At 71.1% G+C, this 23,039-nt stretch carries 19 protein-coding genes and 1 pseudogene; 8 read left to right on the top strand and 12 right to left on the bottom strand.

Going from position 1 to position 23,039, the window contains the following annotated elements; all coding sequences use genetic code 11:
* Positions 1 to 9 precede the first annotated feature (9 nt).
* A complete protein-coding gene (selD, locus tag AB6A65_RS05855) occupies positions 10 to 2,187 on the top strand; it encodes a selenide, water dikinase SelD (protein ID WP_371037425.1) in 2,178 nt (725 codons plus the stop codon).
* Positions 2,188 to 2,214: 27 nt separating this feature from the next.
* Here selD and mnmH read toward each other — a convergent pair whose 3' ends face one another.
* The 9 genes from mnmH to AB6A65_RS05810 all read right to left on the bottom strand — a co-directional run bounded on the left by mnmH (position 2,215) and on the right by AB6A65_RS05810 (position 11,439).
* The gene (gene mnmH, locus AB6A65_RS05850; RefSeq protein WP_371037424.1) at positions 2,215 to 3,258 is read right to left on the bottom strand and encodes a tRNA 2-selenouridine(34) synthase MnmH; all 1,044 of its coding nucleotides are present in this window, start codon (positions 3,256 to 3,258) and stop codon (positions 2,215 to 2,217) included.
* Positions 3,259 to 3,260: 2 nt separating this feature from the next.
* A complete protein-coding gene (locus AB6A65_RS05845; protein WP_371037423.1) occupies positions 3,261 to 4,304 on the bottom strand; it encodes an aldo/keto reductase in 1,044 nt (347 codons plus the stop codon).
* 77 nt (positions 4,305 to 4,381) lie between these two features.
* Positions 4,382 to 5,251, bottom strand: a complete 870-nt coding sequence (locus AB6A65_RS05840) for an amidohydrolase family protein (RefSeq protein WP_371037646.1) — start codon at positions 5,249 to 5,251, stop codon at positions 4,382 to 4,384.
* Positions 5,251 to 7,071, bottom strand: a complete 1,821-nt coding sequence (locus AB6A65_RS05835; protein WP_371037422.1) for an AMP-binding protein — start codon at positions 7,069 to 7,071, stop codon at positions 5,251 to 5,253. The genes AB6A65_RS05840 and AB6A65_RS05835 overlap by 1 nt, the downstream gene beginning before the upstream one ends.
* Positions 7,058 to 7,537, bottom strand: a complete 480-nt coding sequence (locus AB6A65_RS05830; protein ID WP_371037421.1) for a MarR family winged helix-turn-helix transcriptional regulator — start codon at positions 7,535 to 7,537, stop codon at positions 7,058 to 7,060. Before AB6A65_RS05830 ends, AB6A65_RS05835 begins: the two co-directional genes overlap by 14 nt.
* An 11-nt stretch (positions 7,538 to 7,548) precedes the next feature.
* A complete protein-coding gene (locus AB6A65_RS05825; protein ID WP_371037420.1) occupies positions 7,549 to 8,316 on the bottom strand; it encodes a crotonase/enoyl-CoA hydratase family protein in 768 nt (255 codons plus the stop codon).
* A gap of 95 nt (positions 8,317 to 8,411) precedes the next feature.
* Complete coding sequence (locus AB6A65_RS05820) at positions 8,412 to 9,728, bottom strand: TRAP transporter large permease (RefSeq protein WP_371037419.1); 1,317 nt, start codon at positions 9,726 to 9,728, stop codon at positions 8,412 to 8,414.
* On the bottom strand, positions 9,725 to 10,306 hold the full coding sequence (locus tag AB6A65_RS05815; protein ID WP_371037418.1) for a TRAP transporter small permease: 582 nt from the start codon (positions 10,304 to 10,306) through the stop codon (positions 9,725 to 9,727). Before AB6A65_RS05815 ends, AB6A65_RS05820 begins: the two co-directional genes overlap by 4 nt.
* Before the next feature lie 80 nt (positions 10,307 to 10,386).
* The gene (locus AB6A65_RS05810) at positions 10,387 to 11,439 is read right to left on the bottom strand and encodes a TRAP transporter substrate-binding protein (RefSeq protein WP_371037417.1); all 1,053 of its coding nucleotides are present in this window, start codon (positions 11,437 to 11,439) and stop codon (positions 10,387 to 10,389) included.
* Positions 11,440 to 11,763: 324 nt separating this feature from the next.
* On the opposite strand from AB6A65_RS05810, the gene AB6A65_RS05805 reads away from it, so the two are divergent.
* Positions 11,764 to 12,840 (top strand): Hint domain-containing protein, encoded by a 1,077-nt coding sequence (locus AB6A65_RS05805; RefSeq protein WP_371037416.1) that lies wholly within the window; start codon positions 11,764 to 11,766, stop codon positions 12,838 to 12,840.
* On the opposite strand, the gene AB6A65_RS05800 is transcribed toward AB6A65_RS05805, so the two are convergent.
* Positions 12,837 to 14,087: a Coenzyme F420 hydrogenase/dehydrogenase, beta subunit C-terminal domain gene (locus AB6A65_RS05800; RefSeq protein ID WP_371037415.1), complete on the bottom strand. Its 1,251-nt coding sequence runs from the start codon at positions 14,085 to 14,087 to the stop codon at positions 12,837 to 12,839. The genes AB6A65_RS05805 and AB6A65_RS05800 overlap by 4 nt on opposite strands.
* Positions 14,088 to 14,375: 288 nt before the next feature.
* On the opposite strand from AB6A65_RS05800, the gene AB6A65_RS05795 reads away from it, so the two are divergent.
* Positions 14,376 to 15,428 carry a cytochrome-c peroxidase gene (locus tag AB6A65_RS05795; protein WP_371037414.1) on the top strand — a complete coding sequence of 351 codons (1,053 nt, stop codon included), beginning with the start codon at positions 14,376 to 14,378 and terminating at the stop codon, positions 15,426 to 15,428.
* A gap of 74 nt (positions 15,429 to 15,502) precedes the next feature.
* Here AB6A65_RS05795 and AB6A65_RS05790 read toward each other — a convergent pair whose 3' ends face one another.
* Positions 15,503 to 16,063 (bottom strand): TlpA family protein disulfide reductase, encoded by a 561-nt coding sequence (locus AB6A65_RS05790; protein WP_371037413.1) that lies wholly within the window; start codon positions 16,061 to 16,063, stop codon positions 15,503 to 15,505.
* 22 nt (positions 16,064 to 16,085) lie between these two features.
* Here AB6A65_RS05790 and argH point away from each other — a divergent pair, with 22 nt between their 5' ends.
* The 5 genes and pseudogenes from argH to AB6A65_RS05765 all read left to right on the top strand — a co-directional run bounded on the left by argH (position 16,086) and on the right by AB6A65_RS05765 (position 21,955).
* Positions 16,086 to 17,477, top strand: coding sequence for an argininosuccinate lyase (gene argH, locus AB6A65_RS05785; RefSeq protein WP_371037412.1), 1,392 nt, complete (start codon positions 16,086 to 16,088; stop codon positions 17,475 to 17,477).
* Complete coding sequence (locus AB6A65_RS05780) at positions 17,474 to 17,620, top strand: argininosuccinate lyase (protein WP_371037411.1); 147 nt, start codon at positions 17,474 to 17,476, stop codon at positions 17,618 to 17,620. The genes argH and AB6A65_RS05780 overlap by 4 nt, the downstream gene beginning before the upstream one ends.
* Positions 17,620 to 17,946, top strand: coding sequence for a DUF2834 domain-containing protein (locus AB6A65_RS05775; RefSeq protein WP_371037410.1), 327 nt, complete (start codon positions 17,620 to 17,622; stop codon positions 17,944 to 17,946). Before AB6A65_RS05780 ends, AB6A65_RS05775 begins: the two co-directional genes overlap by 1 nt.
* 60 nt (positions 17,947 to 18,006) lie before the next feature.
* Positions 18,007 to 19,272 (top strand): annotated as a pseudogene (gene lysA / locus AB6A65_RS05770) (diaminopimelate decarboxylase).
* Positions 19,273 to 19,321: 49 nt separating this feature from the next.
* The gene (locus AB6A65_RS05765; RefSeq protein WP_371037409.1) at positions 19,322 to 21,955 is read left to right on the top strand and encodes a TIGR02302 family protein; all 2,634 of its coding nucleotides are present in this window, start codon (positions 19,322 to 19,324) and stop codon (positions 21,953 to 21,955) included.
* A 30-nt stretch (positions 21,956 to 21,985) separates the two neighbouring features.
* Here the strand turns inward: AB6A65_RS05765 and AB6A65_RS05760 are convergent, their stop codons facing one another.
* Positions 21,986 to 22,921, bottom strand: a complete 936-nt coding sequence (locus AB6A65_RS05760) for a zinc-ribbon domain-containing protein (RefSeq protein ID WP_371037408.1) — start codon at positions 22,919 to 22,921, stop codon at positions 21,986 to 21,988.
* Between the last annotated feature and the right edge of the window lie 118 nt (positions 22,922 to 23,039).

Genomic DNA, 23,039 nt, shown 5'->3' with positions numbered 1-23,039 from the left:
GCATTTCCGATGATCGAGCCGCAGATCCCGCTCACCCGCGACATCGTGCTCGTGGGCGGCGGCCACACCCATGCCCTCGTGCTGCGCCGCTGGGGGATGCGGCCGCTGCCCGGTGCGCGTCTCACCCTGCTCAATCCCGGCCCCACGGCGCCCTATTCCGGCATGTTGCCCGGCCATGTCGCGGGACACTACGACCGCGCGGCGCTCGACATCGACCTCGTGCGCCTTGCCCGGTTCGCCGGCGCGCGGCTGGTGCTCGGCCGCGCCACGGCGCTCGACCCCGACGCACGGGTGATCGAGGTGGGCGCGCGGCGCATCGCCTACGACATCGCCTCGCTCGACATCGGCGTGACGGCGGAAATGCCGGGCCTTCCGGGCTTTGCCGAGCACGCGGTGCCCGCCAAGCCGCTCGACACCTATGCCACCCGCTGGCGCGCCTTCCTCGCCGAGGTGGCGGCGGGCCGCGCCGCGCCCCGCGTCGCCGTCATCGGCGGGGGCGTGGCAGGCGCGGAGCTTGCCATGGCCATGGCCCATGCGCTGCGCGCGGCGGGCTCTTCGCCCGAGGTCACGGTGCTGGAGGCCGGCGAAAACCTCACCGGCCTCGGCCCGCGGGGCGGCGCGGCGCTGCGCGCGGCGCTTTCCGACAACGGCGTGACCGTGCGGCTGGGCGCGCCCGCGGCCTCGGTCGGCCCGGAGGGCGTGACGCTGGAAAGCGGCGAGACGGTGCCCGCTGCCTTCGTGACCGGCGCGGCCGGCGCGCGCGCGCAGGACTGGCTTGCCGGGACCGGCCTGCCGCTCGAGAATGGCTTCGTCCGGGTGCGCCCGGACCTGCGGGTCGAGGGGCGGGACGACCTCTTCGCGGTGGGCGACTGCGCGCACCTGTCGCACGCGCCGCGCGCCAAGGCCGGCGTCTACGCCGTGCGCGCCGCGCCGGTTCTGCACGACAACCTGCGCGCGCTGGCGCGCGGCCAGTCGCTCCGCCCGTTCCATCCGCAGCGCGACTACCTGAAGCTGATCTCGCTCGGCGGGCAGCGCGCCCTGGCCGAGAGGGCGGGCATTGCGCTTGCCGGCGGCTGGCTCTGGCGGTGGAAGAACCGGATCGACCTGGGCTTCATGGAGAAATTCCGCGACCTGCCGAAGATGCGGGTCGAGGCTCCGCGCGCGGTCGCGGCGGGGGCGCGCGAGACGACGCCGCTTTGCGCCGGCTGCGGCTCCAAGCTCGCCCCGGGCGCGCTGTCGGGCGCGCTCGCCCGGCTGCCCGCGCGCGCCCGCGAGGACATCCTATCCGCGCCGGGGGACGACGCGGCGGTGCTGGAGGTGGGCGGCACGCGGCAGGTTCTCACCACCGATCACCTGCGCGCCTTCACCGAGGATCCGTGGATGCTGGCGCGCATCGCGGCGGTGCACGCGATGGGCGACATCTGGGCGATGGGCGCGCGCCCGCAGGCCGCGCTCGCCACGGTAATCCTGCCGCGCATGAGCGAGGCGCTCCAGTCCCGCACGCTGGCCGAGGTGCTGGAGGCGGCGTCGGCCGCCTTCGCGGAGGCCGGCGCGGAGATCGCGGGCGGGCATTCGACCATGGGCGCGGAGGCGACGATCGGTTTCACGGTCACCGGGATCCTGAATGGCCCGCCCGTCACGCTGGCGGGCGCCCGGCCGGGCGATGCGCTGATCCTGACGAAGCCCATCGGCTCGGGCACGATCCTCGCCGCCGAGATGGCCGGGGCGGCCGAGGGCGCCGAGGTCGCCGCGCTGCTCGACGCAATGATCCGGCCGCAGGGGGCCGCCGCGGAGCGCCTTTCCCGCGCGCACGCCATGACCGACGTCACCGGCTTCGGGCTCGCCGGGCACCTGATGGCGATCTGCCGCGCCTCGGGCGTCGCCGCGGAGATCGACCCGGAGGCGGTGCCGCTTTACGGCGGCGCCGAACGGCTGGCGGCGGCGGGCTATCGGTCCACCCTCCACGAGGCCAACGCCGCCGCCGCGCCGGTCGCCGGGGCGCAAGGGCCGCGCGGCGCTCTCCTCCACGACCCGCAGACGGCGGGCGGGCTGCTTGCAGCCCTCGCGCCGGAGGAGGCGGGCGCGCTGCTGGATCACCTTGCGACAGAGGGCATCCCCGCGGTGCGGATCGGGCGGATCGTGGACGGCGCGCCCGCGGTTTCCTGCGTGGCGGGGGCGGCCGGCTAGCCCCGCGCCGCCGCGCCGCGCCGCGCCTCAGGCGATCGCGGCGAGGATCCGCCGCGCCCCCTCGGCGAGGCGCGCCTCGTCGAGCCGCTCCATCGGGATGACCGCCCGCGGCGCGCCCCGATGCGCGGCCGATTTCGCGTAGCGCGGATCGTAGTGCCGGGTGACGAGCTCGGCGGCGAGGTCCCGGAAGGCGCCCGCGCGGGCCATCTCCTGCCAGCGCGCGCAGGTCTCGCGCCCGTGATAGGGCACGAGCTTTCCGATCACCTCCTCGAGCGCCTCGGCGTCCTCCAGCAGATCGGCATAGGCCGTTGTCAGGTAATCCGCCCGCGCCTCGAGCGGGGCCTCCAGGCGGACATGGGGCGCGGCTTTCATCGCCGCCCAGAGCGCGGGGGGCACGATGCGTTCGCCCACCTTGGCGCTTTCGGCCTCGACGAAAACCGGCCGCGCGGGGTCGAGCGCCGCGACCTCCGCGGCCAGGCGCGATTCGAACATCTTCTGGGAGGGCTGACCGCCGGGCCGCGCGCCGAAGACGGAGCCGCGATGCTTGGCCAGCCCCTCGAGGTCGATCACCTGCGCGCCCGCCTTGGCGAGATGGGCGAGCATCCAGGTCTTGGCGGTGCCGGTCATCCCGTCCACCAGCACCACCGGGGCGGGGAAGGGGGCGTCGTAGAGCGCCCGCACCACCAGCCGGCGATAGCTTCGGTAGCCGCCCTTCAGAAGCGACACCCGCCAGCCCACCTGCTCGAGGATCGAGGCGAAGCTTCCCGAACGCTGCCCGCCCCGCCAGCAATAGACGAGCGGCCGCCAGCCGCCATCCTTGCCGGCGAGCGGGCCTTCGAGATGATGCGCGGCGTTCCGCGCGACCAGTGCCGCGCCGACCTTGCGGGCGAGAAAGCGGTCCTGCTGCACGTAGATGGTGCCGACGCGCGCGCGCTCCTCGTCCGACAGCACCGGCAGGTTGACCGCGCCCGGCAGGTGATCCTCGGCGTATTCCGAGGGCGAGCGGACGTCGATGATCTCGTCCACGTCGAGGGCCGCCAGCGCGGCAAGGGATGTCAGCTCCAGCGCCACGCTCAGTAGGGCATCGGGTGGTCGCGGTGCGCCTCGTCGATCGCCTCCAGCAGTTCGTCGGACAGCGTCACCTCCGCCGCGCCGAGCGCGTGCTCGAGCTGGGCGAGCGTCGTCGCGCCGAAGATCGCCGAGGCCACGAAGGGCCGCCGCGCCGCCCAGGCGAGCGCCATCTGCACCGGGTCGAGCCCGAAGCGGCTGGCGATCTCGAGATAGGCGGCGACCGCCTCGAAGACGCGCGGGCTCTTCCGCCCGCCCATCCCGGCGTTGAGCGACATGCGCGATCCCTCGGGCACCGCGCCGCCCTGGTACTTGCCGGTGAGGAACCCGGCACCCAGCGGCGAGAAGGGCAGCAGGTGCACGTCCTCGTTGGCGGAGAGCTCCGCGAGGTCGGTGTCGTAAAGCCGGCAGAGCAGCGAATACTCGTTCTGGATGGTCTGCACCCGGGGCCGCCCGCGCTCTTCGGCGAGGCGGAGCCACTGGCAGGTGCCCCAGGCACTTTCGTTCGAGAGGCCGAAGAAGCGGATGTTGCCCTTCTCCACCTGCCGCTCCAGCGCCTCGAGCGCGTCCTCCATGTGGGCGATCGTCTCGGCGCGGTCCTGGCCCGAGGGGTCGTAGCGCCAGTTCTGGCGGAACATGTAGGAGCCGCGGTTGGGCCAGTGGAACTGGTAGAGGTCGATCACGTCGGTGCGCAGCCGCCGCAGCGAGCCCTCCACCGTCTCCGGGATGGTCTTCGAGGAAATCGGCGCGCCGTCGCGCACCGCCTTGAGCCCCTCGCCGGAATGCTTGGTGGCCACGATCCACTCGCCGCGCCGGCCGGTCTTCGCGAACCAGTCTCCGATGATCTCCTCGCTCCTGCCCACGGTCTCGGCGCGGACCGGGTTCACCGGGTACATCTCGGCGGTGTCGAGGAAGTTGACGCCGGCCTTGCGGGCGCGCTCCATCTGGGCGTGGGCGTCCTCGGGCGGAGTCTGCGTACCGAAGGTCATGGTGCCGAGGCACAGCTCGCTCACCTCGAGGCCGGTGCGGCCGAGCGGTCTCATCCTCATGGGGCGGTCTCCTTGTCAGGCTGGCGCGCACCCTAGCGGCGGGGCGCGCGGGCGCAAGGGCGCCGGCCGCGACAGGCTCAGGACAGCCCGAGGAGGCGCGCGGCGTTCCCCTTGAGGATGTCGGGCCGGATCTCGTCCTTGATGGCGATCTTCTCGAAATCGGCGAGCCAGCGCTCGGGCGTGATCATCGGCCAGTCCGACCCGAAGAGCACCTTCTTCTTCAGGATCGAGTTGCAGTAGCGCACGAGGATATCCGGGAAATACCTTGGCGACCAACCGGAAAGGTCGATGTAGACGTTGGGCTTGTGCTGCGCCACGGCGAGCGCCTCCTCCTGCCAGGGGAAGGAGGGATGCGCGGCGATGATCGTCATCTCGGGGAAATCCACCGCCACGTCGTCGAGATGCATCGGGTTCGAATACTTGAGCCGCATCCCGTTGCCCCCGCGCATGCCGGAGCCCACGCCCGTCTGGCCGGTGTGGAAGAGCGCGATGGCCCCCGCCTCGGCGATCGCCTCGTAGAGCGGAAAGGCCATGCGGTCGTTGGGGTAGAAGCCCTGCATCGTGGGATGGAACTTGAAGCCCCGGATGCCGAAGTTCTCGATCAGCCGCCGCGCCTCGCGCAGCCCGGCCTTGCCCTTCCAGGGGTCGATCGAGGCGAAGGGGTTCAGGATATCGTCGTACTCCGCGGCGATCTCGGCCACTTCCTCGTTCGCGTAGCGGCGGTAGCCGGTCTCCCGCTCGGCATCCACGGGGAAGATCACGGCGGCGATTCCCTGCGCGCGGTAGTGCTCGGCGGTCTCGGGCACGGTGGGCGGATGGGACCAGGGCGCGCGGAAATACTGCGCCATGGTCGCCTGCAGTTCGTCGTAGCCGTCGTCGGGATGGCTCCCGCAGGGCTCCTCGGCGTGGGTATGGATGTCGATGGCGCGGATCTTGTCGAGGGCGATCACGGCATGTCCCTTCCGATCAGGATGCAGGCCGGGTCGGCGTCGTCGTAAAGCCGGTCGAGCAATTCCGCCCGCGCGGCCTGCACGGCGCGGGGGTTCAGGTTGCCCTTGGCGGTGATCTCGCCCGCGCCCATGTCGGGCGGGGCGGAGAGAACCATGGCGCGCGCGATCCGGGTGGCCGAGCCGGTGGCGGGCAGGGCGGCGAGGCGCGCGGCGACGGCCTGCGAGAGCGCGGGCGCGACGAGGGCGCCGCCGGTCTCCTCGGCGTCGAGCCCCGCGCGCGCCAGCGCGCCCCGGTCGGGGAAGATCATCAGCCCCAGCTCTTGGCGGCCCTCTCCGCAAAGCACCACGTCCGCGGCCAGCGGCGCGAGCGCGCCGAGCGCGGCGAGGCGGAGCTCGGCGCTGCGCACCCATGTCCCGGTGTCGAGCTTGAACTCCTCGGACATCCGCCCGTCGAAGGCGAGGCCCACGGAGGGGGCTTCCTCCTCCGCGAAGCGCACCGCGTCTCCGGTGCGGAAGAAGCCCTCCGTGTCGAAGGCATCCGCCGTCGTGTCGGGGTCGTCGAGATACCCCGCGAAGACGTTCGGCCCGCGCACGCGGATCTCGTGGCGTCCGTTCCCGGCCGGCACGAGCTTCGCCTCGAGCCCCGGCACGGGCACGCCGACGACCCCCGGCTGCCCGGGCGGCTCGTGGCGGATGAGTGCCGCGGGGGCCGTCTCTGTCAGTCCCCAGCTCGTCGTGATGAGCGGCGCCGCGCCCTCGGCGGCCGCCATCTCCTCCAGCGCGCGCCAGACCTCGGGCGGCAGGGCCGCGCCCGCGTAGAAAATCATGTCGAGCCCGTCGAAGAAGCGCCGCCGCAGCCCGGCGTCCGCCCGCAGCGCCTCGGCCAGCATCGCGTAGCCCACGGGCACGTTGAAGGCCATCGTGCCGGTCACCAGCGCCATGTTCTCGAGCGTGCGGGGGAAGTGCCCCGGAAGCGGCTTGCCGTCGTCGATGTAGAGGCTGCCGCCGTTGGCGAGCATCATGTTGAAGTTGTGCGAGCCGCCGAAGACGTGGTTCCAGGGCAGCCAGTCCAGGATCACCGGCGGGCGCGCCGCGAGGAAGGGGAGAACGGCGCCCATCTGCGCCTGGTTCACGCACATCATCCGCTGGGTGGTGGGCACGCCCTTGGGCGCGGAAGAGGAGCCCGAGGTCATCAGGATCTTCGCCACCGTCTCCGGCCCCACCCTGGCCAGCGCCGCCTCGGCATCCGCGCCGGCGTCGCCCGAGAGCAGCGCGTCGAAGGGCGTGGCGCCAGTGTCGCCGGGACGCGACGCCACGATCTCGAGGCCCGCGAAGGCGTCGAGCGCCAGCGCCTCGGCCACCGCGTCGGCGTCCTCCGTGAAGGCGAGGGCGGGCCGCGTGAGCTCGACGACGTGGCGGAGGCGGCGGTGCGCGCCCGGGATCAGGGCGTATTGCTCGGCCACCGGAACCGTGGGGATGCCCGCGTATTGCGCGCCAAGCGTCAGAAGCGCGTGGTCCACCCCGTTGCCCGACAGAATGAGGATCGGCGTCTCGGTCGATAGCCCCCGCCCGATGAGCGCCGCGGCGATGGCGCGCGCCTTCTCGAGCGCGGCGGCGTAGCGTTCCGCGCGCCACCCCGCGCCCGAGCGTTCGGCCACGAAAACGCGGCCCGGCGCCTCGGCGGCCCAGTGCATCAGCCAGTCCGGACTGCGACGCGCCACCGGGCCGAGCGGCACCTGCGAGCGCAGGATCACGCCGTCGTCGGACCGCGCCTCCCGCGCGATGGCGTGTGGGCGGTAGCGGTCAGCCGCGTCCATCGGAGTTTTCCACCCTGTTCAGAAACCCGATCAGCCGCGTGCGGGTGGTCTCGTCGAGGCCCGCGCTCATTCGCGCGTCGTGCTGGGCGACGGCCGCGCGCGCCCGGGCGCAAAGCGCGGCGCCGCGCGCCGTGGCGCTCAGGGCGTGGGCGCGGCGGTCGCCCGCGACCGGCTGACGGACCACGAGCCCCTCGCGCGCCAGCCCGTCGATCAGCGAGACGAGGTTGGACCGCTCGATGGCGAGCGCCTCGGCGATCTGGGAGGGCCGGAGACCGGGGTTGTCCACGATCAGGACGAGCACCGAGAACGGGATCATCCGCAGCCCGAAGGGCGCCAGCGTGTCGGCAAGGTCGGCCTGGAGCGCGGCCATGGCCCGGCGCATGTGATAGCCGATGAAGACGCGCAGGCCCGCATCCGAGACCCGTGTCTCGGCGGGGGGCGGGATCGTGTCGGCGCGGCGCGGCATCGGGGCGGGCCTCAGCGGAAGCGCGGGGCGCGCTTATCGAGGAAGGCGGCGAGGCCCTCCCGCGCGTCGGGGCTGGTCTGGGCGATCGCGGTGGCGAGGCTTTCCGTGAACAGCCCGTCGCCCCGCGACATGTCGCCGATGCGCGCGAGCGCCTGGATCACGATGTAGTTCGAGAGTTGCGCGTTCCCGGCGATCCGGTGCGCGAGCTCCTGCGCGTGGGCGAGCGCCGCGCCCTCCTCCACGACATAGTGCGCCAGCCCGAGGGAGAGCCCCGCTTCGGCGCCGTAGCTCCGCCCGGTCAGCATCATCTCGGTCATGCGGTCGGGGCCGAGGATCCGGCCCACCCTTACGCTCGCGCCGCCGCCCACGAAGATGCCGCGCCGCCCTTCGGGCAGCTGGAACCGCGCCGTGGCGTCGGCAACCCGCACATGGGTTGCCGTGGCGAGTTCCAGCCCGCCGCCGATCACCGCGCCGGCCATGGCCGAGACCACGGGCAGCCCGCCGAACTGAACGCGGTCGAGAGCCGCGTGCCATCCGCGCGAGTGCAGGAGCGTCGCCTCGGCGTCACGCTCTGCGTGCTCGGATAGATCGAGGCCCGCGCAGTAATGCCCGCCGCGCCCGGACAGCACCGCGACCCGCACGCCCGGCGGCGGGGCCGAGAAGAAGGCGTCGAGCGCGTCGAGCAGCGCGTCGTTCATCGCATTGCGCTTTTCGGGCCGGTTCATGGTGAGGGTGGCGACGGGGCCGTCGGTCTCGACTGTGAGGATCGGCTCGGACATGGGCGGTTCGGCTCCCGTGTTTTGTGACTGTTATGACCGATAACTACCTTGGCGCAAAGAGGCGCAGCCCGGGTAGGGCCACGCGGGTGGCCCCGTCAGGCGGGGATGAGGAAGAGCGTGATCGCCGGGAACGCCACGAGGATCGCCACCCGCACCACGTCGGACGCGATGAAGTAGAGAACGCTGCGGTAGGTCGCTGCCATCGGAGTCTCGCGGTCCATGTTGTTGATGATGAAAAGGTTCATGCCTACGGGTGGCGTGATCAGCCCGACCTCGACCACGATCAGCACGAGGATGCCGAACCAGATCGCCACCTGCTCGGGGGTGAGCCCGAAATCGAGCGCGGTGATGACGGGGAAGAAGATCGGCACGGTCAGCAGGATCATCGACAGCGAGTCCATCACGCAGCCGAAGAGCAGATAGAAGAACAGGATCACGATGAGCACCGTCAGCGGCGCGAAGCCCTGTTCGAGCACCATCGCGGACAGCTCCTGCGGCACCTGCGTGAGCGCCAGGAACGAGTTGTAGAACCCGGCGCCGAGCACGATGAAGAAGATCATCGCGGTGGAGGTCGCGGTGGCGATGATGCTCTCGCGGAAGAGCGCCCAGCTCATGTTGCCCGACAGCAGCGCGATGACCCCGGTTCCGGCGGCGCCCACCGCGGCGCCCTCGGTGGGGGTGAACCAGCCGAGGTAGATGCCGCCCACCACCAGCAGGAAGACGATCAGCACCGGCCAGACATCGACCAGCGCGCGCATCCGCTCGTCCCACGGCACGGGTTCGCGCGCGCCGACCGAATCGGGATGGAGCCGGGCGTAGATCGAGATGGCGATCATGTAGCCTGCGGCAGCGAGGACGCCCGGGATGAAGGCGGCGAGGAAAAGCTTGGCGATGTTCTGCTCGGTCAGGATCGCGTAGATCACGAGGATGACCGAGGGCGGGATCAGGATGCCGAGCGTGCCGCCGGCCGCGAGCGGGGCGGTGGAGAAGCCGCCCGAGTAGCCGTAGCGCTTGAGTTCGGGCAGGGCGACGCGGCTCATGGTGGCCGCGGTGGCGAGCGAGGAGCCGCAGATCGCGCCGAAGCCCGCGCAGGCGCCCACCGCGGCCATCGCGACGCCGCCCTTCCTATGGCCGAGGAACGCCTCGGCCGCCTTGAAAAGCGCCTTCGACATCCCCGAGACGGTGGCGAACTGCCCCATCAGCAGGAACATCGGGATGATCGTGAGCGAGTAGTTCGAGAAGGTGCTGTAGGTCTCGCTCTTCAGTTTCGACAGGAACAGGTTCGGCGCGCCGAGCGCGAGCCAGAGCCCCCCGCTGCCGCAGAGCAGCATGGCGAGCCCGATCGGCGCCCGCAGGAAGATCATCAGAAGCAGGATCGGGAAGGACAGGAAGCCCAGTTCGAGCATGCTCATTCGACCGTCCCTCCGGCCGGCAGGATGCGGCGCCCGGTCAGGCTTTCGCCCACCCGCGCCACGGCGCAATAGAGGCCGACCGCGGCAGCCACCGCCGAGGCGATCCAGCTTGCGAGGTAGGACCACCACATCGGGAACTGGAGCAGCCAGGAGGTCTGGCCGTTCTCGTACCGGTCGAGGAACCCCTCGAAGAGGCGCCAGCTGATGAGAATGATGGCGCCGGTCAGCACCACCTCCCAGAAGGCGGCGATGATGCGGTTCGCCCGATCCGACAGAAACGACGTGAAGACGTCCACGGTCGCATGCGCCCCGTAAAGCTGGCAGATCGGCAGGAACGAGAAGATCGCGAAGGCGACGCCCGCCTCGAGGATCTCGAAATCGCCGTTCACGGGCCCCACGCCCGCGTCTATGAGCCAGCGCGCCGCGCCGCCCGCGACGGCCTCCACCCAGTCGGCGTGCAGCACGCCGTTCGTCACGCGCCCCGCGATCGACACGCAGGTCATGATCACGAGCGCCATCAGCACCACGCCGCCTGTCAGCGCCATGGTGCGCGCAAGCCTGTTCACCATACCGTACATGGTGGTCTCGTCTCGCTTTTCCGGGGTTCCGAGGGCGAAGGGCGGCGCCCGCGCGGGGCGCCGCCGGGGACGTCAACCGATCAGTTCGTCCCGGTTTCGTAGAGGGGCGTGTACTCCTCGATCTTGGAGCGTGCCTCGTCGAGCAGTGCCTGGCCGTCGATGCCCTTGCTCTCCATGTCGGCGACCCAGGCCTCGTAGATCGGGTCCGCGAGGGCCCGCCACTCCTCGGTCCCCTCTTCGGACACGGTGATAATGGTGTTGCCGCGATCGACGGCGACCTGGCGGGCCGGCCCGTCGGCATCGGCCTGCGTGCCACCGGCGAAGATCGAGAACTCGAGGCCCGAGTTCTCGTCGATCACCTGCTTCAGGTCGTCGGGCAGGCCTTCATAGCGGTCCTTGTTCATCGCCAGAACAAAGGTGAGCGTGTAAAGCGCATTGCCCTCGAACTCGGTGTGATACTCCACGAGTTCCGGCACCTTGAGCGCGGTGGTCACCTCCCACGGGATGGTCGTGCCGTCGATCACGCCCTTGGAGAGGCCCTCGGGGATCGCGGGCACGGGCATGCCGATCGGGGTCGCGCCCATCCGCTCCAGCAGGTCGTTGACCGTGCGCGACCCGCCACGGATCTTCAGGCCCTGCATGTCCTCGGGCGTGCGCACCTCCTTGTTGACGTGCAGCATGCCGGGGCCGTGCACCCAGGTGCCGAGGATGTGGACGTTCCGGAACTCGGTGTCCTTCATGTGCTCCTCGAACATCTCCCAGTAGGCGCGGCTGGCCGCGCGGGCGTTCGTCATCATGAAGGGCAGTTCGAACACCTCGGTGCGCGGGAAGCGGCCGGGCGTGTAGCCCACCACCGTCCAGACCACGTCGGCGACGCCGTCGATGGCCTGGTCGATCAGTTCCGGCGGGCTGCCGCCAAGCTGCATGGACGGGTAGCGCTCCACCTTGATGCGGCCGTCGGAGTCTTCCTCGACGCTGTCGGCCCAGACATCGAGCACGAGCTTGGGCACGTTGGCCTGTGGCGGCAGGAACTGGTGCAGGCGCAGCGTGACCTCCTGCGCGGCGGCCGCGCCGGCCACCCCGAGCGCAAGCGCCGCGGCCCCGGCGGCGCCGAACAGGGTTCTGCGTGTCATGGTCATGTGTGGTCTCCTCCCCATCATGCGTGACCTCGGGGGATTTCTAGCAGGTCGCTCCGGTCTTGCACCCCCTTTTCTGGCACCGCGCTCGAAAAAGTTATGCGGGATAACCGTTGCCGCCCGAGACGGTGGTGCACGCAAGGCTTGGTGCGCGGGGCATGTGCTGCAACCAAGGCGTGCAGAAACCTGCGAGTGGTGTGAGGATTTCACATCAAGCGGCGGAATTCGCGTGGTTTTCGCGCCGGCGGCTTTCTCGCGGCCGGGTCTCCTGCTAGTTTCCGCGTAAAGGCAAAACGGGCAGGGCAGGGCAGGCAGACAGGCATGAGGTCCGATCTTCACGGAACCTTCTTGATTTCCTGGGCGCAGACGGAGGTCGACGGGCTCGACGCCGCGCCGGTCGCGGCGCTCGAGGTGGGCGCGGTCTGGAGCTGGCACGGCGATCCCGTCTGTGTGGAAAGCCCCGATGGGCTTCTGCCGCCGGGCGGCGACGTGTGTCCCGAGGCGGCGCGCCGCCGGGCCGCGCGCCTGGTCCGCGGGCTCGTCGCGGCGGCGATCGACGGCGCGCCCGCGGGCGCGGCACGATCCGGCAGCCTTGCCGACCAGAGCTTTCTTCCCGACCAGAGCTTCGTCGTGACCGACGGCGCGCGGCGCTTCACCGTCACGCTGATCGAACCGGGCGAGGGCGCGCGACCGCTTCTGATGTTCGCGGGCGCGACACCGCCCCGGGGGACCGACCTCTGGGTCGTGGACCATTGCCTCGCCCGGCCGGCCATGCCCGAGGGGCTGATGGCGGGAACGAACGTCATCTGCTTCACTCCGGGCACCGTCATCGCCACGCCCGACGGCCCGCGCCGGGTCGAGACGTTGCATCCCGGCGACCGGGTGCAGACCAAGGACGACGGCGGGCAGGAGGTGCTGTGGGTGGGCAGCCGCCGGATGAGCGGCGCGCGTCTCTTCGCCATGCCGGATCTTCGTCCCGTCCGGATCGGGCCGGGCGCGCTGGGCGAGGATCGTCCGGACGGCGCGCTGCTGGTCTCGCCGGGGCATCGCGTGGTTCTGCGCGGGCCGGTGGCACGGGCGCTCTACGACGAGCCGGAGGTCCTGGTCGCGGCGCGCGACCTCGTCGGCGGGCGCGGCGTGCGCGTGGATCTGGACGTGCCGGAGGTGACCTACATCCACCTGCTTCTGCCGCGCCACGAAGTGCTCTGGGCCAACGGCGTCGAGACCGAGAGCTTCCATCCCGCCGGCGCGTCGCTCGAAACGCTCGACGCCGGGGACCGGGCGCGGCTTCTGGCGGCGATGCCCGAGATCGCGGAGGATCCGGCGCTGTACGGCCCGCATGCGCGGCGCGCGCTCTCTGGGCCGGAGGCGCGGATCATGCTGCGCGAGGCGGCCTAGCCGTCCTCCCGGCGTTCGTCGGGCGCGGGCGCGAGGCCGTAGCGCGCGGCAATCCGCCAGACATGGCCGGGGACCATGTTCTTCACCTTCGCGGGATGGGCGCGGCGCAGGTGCAGCACCGTCTCGATGGCCTTCATCTCGACGCGTGCGCGCGCGAACTCCAGCCCGCGTGGGCCGATGCGCGGCTGGAGCCACGCCACGATGGGCCGCACCCAGTTCGGCATCCGGCGCAGCGGCAGCCCGCCCGCCGCGCGCTCCGTGTTGGCCAGGAAACCTTTCACCGCCGCCTCGCGCTTGCCCTTGTCGGTCAGCGGGCGCGTGGCGAGACGCCCGCCCAGGGCGGCCAGCATCTCCTCGCCGCGCGCGTTCCGGGCGATCACCCACTGGTCGCCGTCGCCGCCCATGTAGCCTACCGTCACGTCGGCCAGCCGGTTGGTGTAGTCGACGCAGGTCTTGCAGGTCATCGGAAAGAAATCCGCCGGCAGGTCCGAGAGCGGCAGTTTCAGGAACGGGATGAAGCGCGGCTTCCGCCCGTCGTCGAAGCGCAGCTCCACCCGGTAATCCGCGCGGAATTCCAGGTAGCTGATCGTCTCGGGCCGGTCGTCGAGGCGCGCCAGGAAGCCGTGGAAATTCTCGGTCGTCGTGTTGTCGGAGCAGGGCGTGCCGATGACGTAAAGCCGCTCGAGCCCGAGTTCGGCCTCGAGCGCGCGAAGCGCGTAGACCTGGCACGGGATCCCGATCATCGCGATGCGCCGGTGCCCCGCGGCGCGCGCGGGCTCCAGCAGGGCCAGCGTGGGCGCGTAGCCCATGCGCATGCCGCGGCAATCCGCGAGGGCCTCGGGCTCGGTCACGATCACCGGCAGCGGCGTCCAGCGGTCGTCCGGATGCGGCGCCACTGTCAGCACCGCGTCCACGGCGCCCGCGCGCAGCAGCTCCGCGGCGATCGCGGTGGTCAGCCCCGTCCATTGCGCGCCCTCCGCGGGCGGGTCGAGGCGCGCGCGCAGCATGCGCCTGGAGACGCCGAAGAAGGCTTCCTCGCCCCGGTCGGGATCCGCGGCGCGGCCGTGTGCCGCGCGTTCGAGGGAGGGGTAGTCCGGGCGGATGAACTGGCATGCCCGGCCGCAGGCCCGCCCGTCGCCCATGCGCGAGACGCCGCAGTCGGTGCAGAGGCCGGGCCGGGGCGCGCCGCCGCTCTCTGGCGCGTCCAGCCCCTTTGCTGGGGCGACATCGGGAGAGTGAAGGGTCATGCGCGGCTCCGGCTGTCCCGGGCAGGATCGCCGCTGACGCCCGATGTGTCAAGTTCATGTGACACATCGGCGCCGCGCGGTTTTCCGCATTGCGCCGACCCGGGACGGCTTCGGGATATCCGGCCGCCTCCAGCGGCCGCGCGCCGCTTGGCCGCGCCGGCGTTGCCGCGGCGCGGCAACGCCATGGCATGCCGGGATATTCCGGATTTCATTGACCTTGATCAAGGCGGCGCGCGCGGTGTCGTCGAGAATAAGCGGGAAACGTGCGACTCTCAGAAGGAGGCTTCCATGAGATCCTTGACCGCCCTGCTGGCTGGAACCGCCGCCCTTGCCGTGGCGAGCCCCGCGCTGGCCCAGAACGAGCTCCGTGACTGGGCGCTCGAGATGTTCAGCCCGGTGCCGGCGACGATTCCCGCGCTCGAGGACAACATCGTCACGCCGGAGAAGATCGAGCTCGGCAAGGCGTTGTTCTTCGATCCGCGGATGTCGGCCTCAGGCGTCTTTTCCTGCAACTCCTGCCACAACCTCGCAACGGGCGGGGACGACAACATGCCCGTCTCGATCGGGCATGGCTGGCAGAAGGGGCCGCGCAACTCGCCCACCGTTCTCAACGCGGTGTTCAACGAGGCGCAGTTCTGGGACGGCCGCGCGCCCGACCTCGCCGAGCAGGCGAAGGGGCCGGTGCAGGCCGGGGTGGAGATGGCGAACACGCCCGACAACGTGCTCGCGACGCTCAACTCGATGCCCCAATACGTCGACTGGTTCGACGCGTCCTTCCCGGGCGAGGACGATCCCGTGACCTTCGACAATTTCGCGAAGGCGATCGAGGCGTTCGAGGCCACGCTCATCACGCCGTCGCGCTTCGACGCCTGGCTGAACGGAGACGACAACGCGCTCGACGCGGAGGAGACGCAGGGCCTGGAGCTCTTCCTCGAGGCGGGCTGCGCGAGCTGCCACAACGGCGTGAACCTCGGCGGCAACGGCTACTATCCCTTCGGCCTCGTCGAGAAGCCCGGCGCCGACATCCTGCCCGTGGGCGACAAGGGCCGTTTCACCGTGACCGAGACGGCGGTGGACGAATACGTCTTCCGCGCCTCGCCGCTGCGCAACATCGCGGTCACGGCCCCCTACTTCCATTCCGGGGTGGTCTGGGATCTGCGCCCCGCCGTCGACATCATGGCGAGCTCGCAGCTCGGCGCGGACCTCGACGAACAGGAGATCGACGCGATCACCGCGTTCCTGGGCTCGCTGACCGGCGACATGCCGGAGATCACCTACCCGATCCTGCCGGCGGAAACCGCCGACACGCCGCGCCCGACCGGCGAAGTGCTGCCGAACTGACCCGGCATCCGGCCCGATGCGAAGCCCCCGGCCTCGTGCCGGGGGTTTTTGCGTCGAGGATGCCTCCGCGCGGGTCAGCCGGCGCCGGGCAGAAGCGCGGCGACGATGGCCTTCGCGCTCTCCGACGCCCAGTCGGCATCGCCCTGGAGCCGCGCGATCTCTCGCCCCTGCGGATCGAGGATCACGGTGATGGGCAGGCCGAAGACGCCCATCTCCCGCGCCAGCGCCTGACGCGGGTCGCGGTGGAGCGGCAGGTTGTCCACCCCGATCTCCTCGAAGAAGTTGCGCATCGCCGGCAGCGCGTTGCGCCCGGTGGCGATGGTCACGACCTCGAAATCCTTGCCGCCGAACTCGGACTGAAGCTCGGAGAGCTGCGGCATCTCCTTGCGGCAGGGCGCGCACCAGGTGGCCCAGAAATTCACCACGAGATGCTTGCCGCGGTAATCGGCGAGCGAGCGCGTCGCGCCCTCCGCCGTCTCGAAGGCGGTCTCGGGGGCGGGCTTCGCTTCTGTCGCGAAGGCGAGCTTCTTCATGTCGCCCTCGGCGAGCGCCCGAAGCGCGGCGGTGTCGGCGGCCGCGGCGGCATTTGCGCCGAGCGCGAGAGCCGTGTAGAGGGCGAGGGTCGAAAGGCGCATGGACGAACTCCCGGGTAGCGGCATGTCAGCAGATTCCTCGAACGCGATGTGGGGCGGGCGCTTTGCGGCCGGTCCCGATGCAATCATGGAGGCGATCAACGCCTCCATCGGCTTCGACCGACGGCTCGCGCCGCAAGACATCGCGGGCTCTCGGGCCCACGCGGCGATGCTCGCCGCGACGGGCATCCTGAGCAATAGCGATGCCGAGGCGATCCGGGAAGGCCTCCTCACGGTGTTGTCAGAGATCGAGGGCGGCAGCTTCGGATTTTCCACCGCGCTGGAGGATATTCACATGAACGTGGAAGCGCGGCTGAAGGACATCGTGGGCGAGCCGGCGGGCCGGCTGCACACGGCCCGCTCGCGCAACGACCAGGTGGCCACGGATTTCAGGCTGTGGGTACGCGACCAGGCCGACGCGGCCGACGCGGGCCTCGCCGCGCTGATGCGCGCGCTCCTCGCGCAGGCGGAGGCGGGGGCGGACTGGGTCATGCCGGGGTTCACCCATCTCCAGACCGCGCAGCCTGTCACCTGGGGCCATCACATGCTGGCCTATGTGGAGATGTTCGCGTGCGACCGCGGCCGGCTTCGGGACGCGCGCGCGCGGATGAACGAATGCCCGCTCGGGGCGGCGGCGCTTGCCGGCACATCTTTCCCGATCGACCGGGAGATGACGGCGCGCGAGCTCGGCTTCGACCGGCCCTGCGCGAATTCGCTCGACGCGGTGAGCGACCGCGACTTCGCGCTCGAGTTCCTCGCCGCGGCCTCGATCTGCGCCATGCACCTCTCGCGACTGGCCGAGGAGCTGGTGATCTGGTCTTCGGCGCAGTTCCGTTTCGTCGCCATGTCGGACCGCTTTTCCACCGGCTCGTCGATCATGCCGCAGAAGAAGAACCCGGACGCCGCAGAGCTGATCCGCGCCAAGATTGGGCGGATTTTCGGTGCGAACGTGGCGCTGATGACGGTGATGAAGGGCCTGCCGCTGGCCTATTCGAAGGACATGCAGGAGGACAAGGAACAGGTCTTCGACGCCGCTGACACCCTGATGCTGGCGCTCGCCGCGATGGAGGGGATGGTGCGCGACATGGCCGCCAACCGCGACGCGCTGGAGACGGCCGCCGCGAGCGGCTTTTCCACCGCCACCGATCTGGCGGACTGGCTCGTGCGCGAACTCGGGCTACCCTTCCGTGAGGCGCACCACGTCACCGGGAGGCTCGTGGCCGTGGCCGAGGCGGCGGGCCGCGACCTGCCCGATCTCACGCTCGAGGAAATGCGCTCGGTGCACGAGGGCATCCGCGAGGACGTGTTCGATGTGCTGGGCGTCCACAATTCGGTGGCGTCGCGCCGGTCCTATGGCGGCACGGCGCCTGAGCAGGTGCGTGCGCAAGTCGCGCGCTGGAAGGAGCGACTGGGATGAAACGTCTTCCGATCACCGCAGCGGCGCTTCTGGCGCTCGCCGGATGCGGCGCCGACGGCGCGCCGGAACCGCCCGCGTCGAAGCCCGCCACCGGGATCACGATCAGCGGAACCGCCGAGATCGGCGTGTCGGGACGGCGCTGATGGCGCGGCTCAAGTATCTGTGGGCCGCGCTCGCCGTCTGGGGCTCGATCCACCCGATGTACTGGTTCGTGACGTGGTTCCGGCAGAATGGCTGGGACCTCGGCGCAATGATCGACGCGTGGTATGTCAACGCCGCCACCACGGGGCTCGTCTGGGACCTGGCCATCGCGGCCATCGCGCTGACGCTCTGGGTGCTCTTCGACGCGGTGGCGCGGCGCGACTGGCCATCGCTGGTCACGATCCCGGCGATCTACGGCATCGGTGTCAGCTGCGGGCTGCCGCTTTACCTCTATTTCCGGGCGCGGCGGCAGGGCCCGGCGGCATAGGGGCGTCCCGCCGCGCGCGCGTCGCGCATCCCATGAGGGCCCCGGGCCTGGAGTTCGAGGATGGATCACTTCCTTTACCGCGACGGCGCGCTTCACGCCGAAGACGTGCCCGTGGCCGAGCTCGCGGCGCGGGTCGGCACGCCCTTCTACCTGTAGTCGGCCGCCACGCTGGCGCGGCATTACCGGCTTTTCGACGAGGCGCTCGAGGGGCTCGACCATCTCGTGTGCTTCGCGGTGAAGGCCGCCTCCACCCTCGCGATCCTGAAGCTTCTGGGCGACATGGGCGCCGGGATGGACGTGGTGTCGGGCGGGGAATACGCCCGCGCCCGCGCCGCCGGCGTGCCGGGCGAGCGTATCGTGTTCTCGGGCGTCGGCAAGACGCGCGAGGAGATGGCGCAGGCGCTCGCGGGCGGGGTGCGCCAGTTCAACGTGGAAAGCGAGCCCGAGATGCGGGCACTTTCGGCCGTGGCGGCGCAAATGGGGCGCACGGCCCCGATCACCGTGCGCGTGAACCCCGACGTGGATGCGCGCACGCATGCCAAGATCGCCACCGGCAAGGCGGAGAACAAGTTCGGCGTGCCGATCTCGCGGGCGCGGGAGGTCTATGCCGAGGCCGCGGCGCTGCCCGGGATCGAGGTGGTGGGGATCGACGTCCATATCGGCTCCCAACTGACCGAGCTCGCCCCGTTCGAGGCCGCCTATGCCAAGGTCGCGGAGCTGACCGAACTCCTGCGCGCCGACGGCCACGACATCCGCAGGCTGGATCTTGGCGGCGGGCTCGGCATCCCCTACGAGCGGTCGAACGCGGCGCCGCCGCTGCCCACCGAATACGGTGCGATGATAAGGCGCACCGTGGGCCATCTGGGCTGCGAGGTGGAGATCGAGCCGGGCCGCCTCATCGCCGGGAACGCCGGCATCCTGGTCTCGCGGGTGATCTACGTGAAATCCGGGGAGGGGCGGGATTTCCTCATTCTCGATGCGGCCATGAACGACCTGATCCGCCCTGCGATGTATGACGCGTGGCACGAGATCGTGCCGGTCGTCGAACCTGCGCCGGGCGTCGCGCAGGCGCGTTTCGACGTGGTGGGGCCCGTCTGCGAGACGGGGGACACCTTCGCCCGCGAAAGGATGCTGCCCCCGCTCGCCGAGGGCGATCTCGTGGCATTCCGCTCCGCCGGGGCCTACGGGGCCGTGATGGCGAGCGAGTACAACACCCGCCCCCTGATCCCCGAGGTTCTGGTGCGGGGCGATCACGTGGCCGTCATCCGCGCCCGCCCATCCTTTGACGACATCCTGAATCGGGATACCATTCCTGAATGGCTATAGGACGGGGGCGCAGTCACGCGCCCGTGCCTCATGGCAGAGGGAAGGGATCATGCAGGACAACCCGACCGGACAGGACGACGTTTTCCGCGCGATACGCTGGCCTTTCAGGCTGACGCGCGCGGGGATGGCAGCCGAACGCGCGGTGCGGGCGTTCTGGCCGCTCTGGTCGATCCTGGCCGCGGCGCTCGCTCTTCTCATGCTCGGCGTTCAGGACATGGTGCCGGTCGAGGCGGTGTGGGCCGCGGGCGCGCTCGCGGGTCTGGGCGCGACCGCTGCGGCGATCCACGGGGCGCGCCGGTTCCGCTGGCCGTCGCCGGCCGAGACGCTGGTGCGGCTCGATGCGACGATGGCGGGCCGGCCGATCCGGACGCTGCTCGACGAGCAGGCGATCGGCGCGGGCGACGCGGCCTCGGCGGCCGTCTGGGCGGCGCATCAGCGCCGAATGGCCGCCCGCGTCGCGGCGGCACGCGCCGCGCCCCCCGACCTGCGGGTCTCGTCGCGCGATCCCTTCGCGCTGCGTTACGTGGCGCTGCTGGCCCTCTCGGTCGCGCTCGTCTTCGGCTCTTTCTGGCGGGTCGGCTCGGTGACCGAGATGGCCCCCGGGCCGGCGAGCGCGCTGGCCGGCGGGCCGGCCTGGGAGGGCTGGGTGGAACCGCCCGCCTACACCGGGCTTCCCGCCGTCTATCTCAACGACATTACCGCGGGCGAGCTTTCCGTCGCCGAGGGTAGCCGCGTGACGATCCGCCTTTACGGCGAGGTGGGCGCGCTGTCCGTGGCCGAGACCGTCTCGGAGCGCGAGGCCCCCGCGGAACCGGCCGCGGAGCCCTCGCAGGGGTTCGACGTGGCGCGCTCGGGCCGGATCGAGATCGACGGACCCGGGGGCCGCGGCTGGGATGTCGCGCTCCGTGGCGACGCCGCTCCGCGCGTGAGCCTTGCCGGCGAGGCGGAAGCGTCGGCGCGCGGCGAGATGACGTTGCCCTTCACGGCGCGCGACGATTACGGCGTGGTGGCGGGCACGGCGCGGCTCGCCCTCGATCTCGATGCGGTGGAGCGGCAGCACGGGCTTGCCGCCGAGCCGGAAGCCCGTCCCGCCATCGAGGTGCCGCTGCCCATGCCGGTCACCGGGGATCGGGCCGAGTTCGAGGAAAGCCTGATCGAGGACTTCTCGAAGCACCCCTGGGCCAACCTGCCGGTGCGCGTCGAACTTTCGGTGGAGGACGCCGCCGGGCAGCAGGGCGCGTCCGCCCCGGAGACCATGGACCTGCCCGGCCGCCGCTTCTTCGATCCGTTGGCCGCCGCGGTGGCAGAGCAGCGCCGCGACCTGCTGTGGACCCGCGACAACGCGCGCCGGGTGGCGCAGGTGCTGCGTGCCGTCTCGCACCGCCCGGACGACGTGTTCCGCTCGGAAACGGCCTACCTGCGGCTTCGCGTGCTTCTGCACCGGATGGAGACCTTCACGAACCATGGCGGCGGGCTCAGCGGGGAGCAGCGCGACGAGATCGCCGAGGCGCTCTGGGATCTCGCCATCCTTCTGGAAGAGGGCGATCTCGGGGACGCGCTGGAACGGCTGCGCCGGGCCCAGGACCGGCTCTCGGAGGCTATGCGCAACGGTGCCTCCGACCAGGAGATCGCCGAACTGATGCAGGAGCTGCGCGAGGCGACGAACGAATACCTGAACGAACTGGCCCGCCAGGCGCAGCGCGACGGCGAAGAGGGCGCGCAGGACCAGATGGCCCAGCAGATGCCCGGCATGGAAATGTCGCAGGACGACCTGCAACGCATGATGGACCGCATCCAGGAGCTGATGGAGCAGGGCCGCATGGCCGAGGCGCAGGAGGCATTGCGCCAGCTTCAGCAGATGATGGAGAACATGCGCGTGACCCAAGGCCAAGGGCAGGGTCAGCAATCCCCGGGCCAGCAGGCGATGGAAGGTCTGTCGGAGACGCTGCGCAACCAGCAGGGGCTGTCCGACGAGGCCTTCCGCGATCTTCAGGAGCGTTTCAATCCCGGCCAGCAGGGTCAGCAAGGTCAGCAAGGTCAACAGGGGCAACAAGGACAGCAGGGCCAGCAGTTCGGCCAGCAGCCCGGACAGGGGCAAGGGCAGGCGCCCGGTCAGCAGCAGCCCGGGCAGGGCGGCCAGCAACAGGCCCGCCCCGGCGAGGGGCAGGGCGAGGCGCCCGGCACCGAGGAGTCGCTCGCCGACCGGCAGCGCGCGCTTCGCCAGGAACTGAACCGCCAGCGCGGGAACCTGCCCGGCCTCGGCGGCGAGGCGGGCGAGGAGGCGCGGCGCGCGCTCGATCGGGCCGAAGGCGCGATGGAAGGCGCCGAGGGCGCGCTGCGCGAGGGCGACCTCGCCGAGGCGATCGACCGCCAGGCGGAGGCCATGGATGCGCTCCGCGAAGGGTTGCGCAACATGGGCGAGGCGCTCGCGCAGGAGCAGCGCCAGAACGGGCAGGGCCAGCAGGGCATGGCCGAGGGGGATCCGGGCAGCGAGTCCCGCGATCCGCCCGGACGCAGCGCGGGCAACGCGGGCCAGATGGGCACCGAAGACAGCCTTCTTCAGGGGGACGATGTCTATCGCCGGGCGCGCGACCTTCTCGAAGAGCTGCGACGCCGGAGCGGCGACAGCGAGCGCCCGGAGATCGAGCGCGAGTATCTGGAACGGTTGCTGGACCGCTTCTGATCCCGGGCGCGATCGCGAAAGGCGCGGTGATCAGGCCGTGTCGAGATCCGCGGGTTTCGCCTCCGTGAGGCCGTCGAGCCAGACGAGGATGCCGGTGACCTGCCCGTTGAGCCAGCCCCGCCCCGCATCGACCACCGCGACATACCCTTCGAGAAGGGGGGCGAGCACCGGGATGTCCCGGGAAAGCTGAGGCGCCAGCGCGTATGTGACGACGAGCATGACCGCCAGAAGCAGCGCGATCGCGAAGCCGCGGGAGAAGCCGCCGCCCCTGCCTGTCTCCTCGGGCTCGTGACCGTCGTCCGCGGCCGGGGCGGCGTGGATCGCGGTCCCCTCATCGGTGGCGCGCAGCGTCGGATTGATCGCGTCGATATCGGGCAGAAGATCACGCCGCGCGCCTGCGGCGGCCGATCCGGTGGCCGCCGCGACCTCCTCTTCCTGCGCCGGGGCGGGGATGTCGGGCGTGTCCGCGGGCTCTGCCGGGGCGTCGGCGTCGCGATCGACCAGCGCGTCCGCTTCCGGAGCCACCTCCCCCCGCATCCGGGCCATGCGCGCGCGCGCCTCGCGGGCGCGGCGGCTTGCCGCATCCTCTCCGTCGCCGTCGTCGAGGCCAAGCTCGGGCTGGCTTTCGATCGGGGACGCCGCCTCCGAGGCGCGGGCGCGAGCCTCCTGTTCGGCTTCCTCTTTCAGAAGATCGGCGACCGAGGGGTCGAGTTCGCGTCGCGGGGGCGGCGGTGGCGCCTCCGCGCTGTCCTGCGCGTCCTCGGCCATGTCGTCGTCGCTTTCCGCCCGGGGCTGCGCCGCTTCAGGGGCGGCCGCCGGCCCGTCAGCCTCTTCTCCGGCATGGGTCGGATGGTTCTGGAACCATGTGATGCCGCAGGCCGAGCACTGGACGTCGCGCCCCTCTTCGGGGATGACTTCATCGGGAACTTCGTACTGCGCACCGCAATTCGGGCAAGTCAGACGCATCGCCACTCCTCTCGGACCAACCAGCCGGCGCGTCGCGCCGGAACGGCCCTTTCCCCAAGCCCACCGCGCATGAAGTTACCGGCTGGTGCGAGGCCGCGAAAGCCCATTCGCCCGCCCA

The sequence above is a fragment of the Rhodosalinus sp. FB01 genome (assembly GCF_041365715.1).
Taxonomy (GTDB): domain Bacteria; phylum Pseudomonadota; class Alphaproteobacteria; order Rhodobacterales; family Rhodobacteraceae; genus Rhodosalinus.
The sequence above is the reverse complement of the archived record's forward strand: the minus strand, read 5'-3'. Positions and strand labels throughout refer to the sequence as shown.

Excerpts from the sequence above, each read along its gene's own strand:
- selD (WP_371037425.1), top strand. The coding sequence starts at position 10 with ATGATCGAGCCGCAGATCCCGCTCACCCGCGACATCGTGCTCGTGGGC.
- AB6A65_RS05845 (WP_371037423.1), bottom strand. The coding sequence starts at position 4,304 with ATGAGGATGAGACCGCTCGGCCGCACCGGCCTCGAGGTGAGCGAGCTG.
- AB6A65_RS05835 (WP_371037422.1), bottom strand. The coding sequence starts at position 7,071 with ATGGACGCGGCTGACCGCTACCGCCCACACGCCATCGCGCGGGAGGCG.
- AB6A65_RS05830 (WP_371037421.1), bottom strand. The coding sequence starts at position 7,537 with ATGCCGCGCCGCGCCGACACGATCCCGCCCCCCGCCGAGACACGGGTC.
- AB6A65_RS05825 (WP_371037420.1), bottom strand. The coding sequence starts at position 8,316 with ATGTCCGAGCCGATCCTCACAGTCGAGACCGACGGCCCCGTCGCCACC.
- AB6A65_RS05820 (WP_371037419.1), bottom strand. The coding sequence starts at position 9,728 with ATGAGCATGCTCGAACTGGGCTTCCTGTCCTTCCCGATCCTGCTTCTG.
- AB6A65_RS05815 (WP_371037418.1), bottom strand. The coding sequence starts at position 10,306 with ATGTACGGTATGGTGAACAGGCTTGCGCGCACCATGGCGCTGACAGGC.
- AB6A65_RS05810 (WP_371037417.1), bottom strand. The coding sequence starts at position 11,439 with ATGACACGCAGAACCCTGTTCGGCGCCGCCGGGGCCGCGGCGCTTGCG.
- AB6A65_RS05805 (WP_371037416.1), top strand. The coding sequence starts at position 11,764 with ATGAGGTCCGATCTTCACGGAACCTTCTTGATTTCCTGGGCGCAGACG.
- AB6A65_RS05800 (WP_371037415.1), bottom strand. The coding sequence starts at position 14,087 with ATGACCCTTCACTCTCCCGATGTCGCCCCAGCAAAGGGGCTGGACGCG.
- AB6A65_RS05795 (WP_371037414.1), top strand. The coding sequence starts at position 14,376 with ATGAGATCCTTGACCGCCCTGCTGGCTGGAACCGCCGCCCTTGCCGTG.
- AB6A65_RS05790 (WP_371037413.1), bottom strand. The coding sequence starts at position 16,063 with ATGCGCCTTTCGACCCTCGCCCTCTACACGGCTCTCGCGCTCGGCGCA.
- argH (WP_371037412.1), top strand. The coding sequence starts at position 16,086 with ATGTCAGCAGATTCCTCGAACGCGATGTGGGGCGGGCGCTTTGCGGCC.
- AB6A65_RS05780 (WP_371037411.1), top strand. The coding sequence starts at position 17,474 with ATGAAACGTCTTCCGATCACCGCAGCGGCGCTTCTGGCGCTCGCCGGA.
- AB6A65_RS05775 (WP_371037410.1), top strand. The coding sequence starts at position 17,620 with ATGGCGCGGCTCAAGTATCTGTGGGCCGCGCTCGCCGTCTGGGGCTCG.
- AB6A65_RS05765 (WP_371037409.1), top strand. The coding sequence starts at position 19,322 with ATGCAGGACAACCCGACCGGACAGGACGACGTTTTCCGCGCGATACGC.
- AB6A65_RS05760 (WP_371037408.1), bottom strand. The coding sequence starts at position 22,921 with ATGCGTCTGACTTGCCCGAATTGCGGTGCGCAGTACGAAGTTCCCGAT.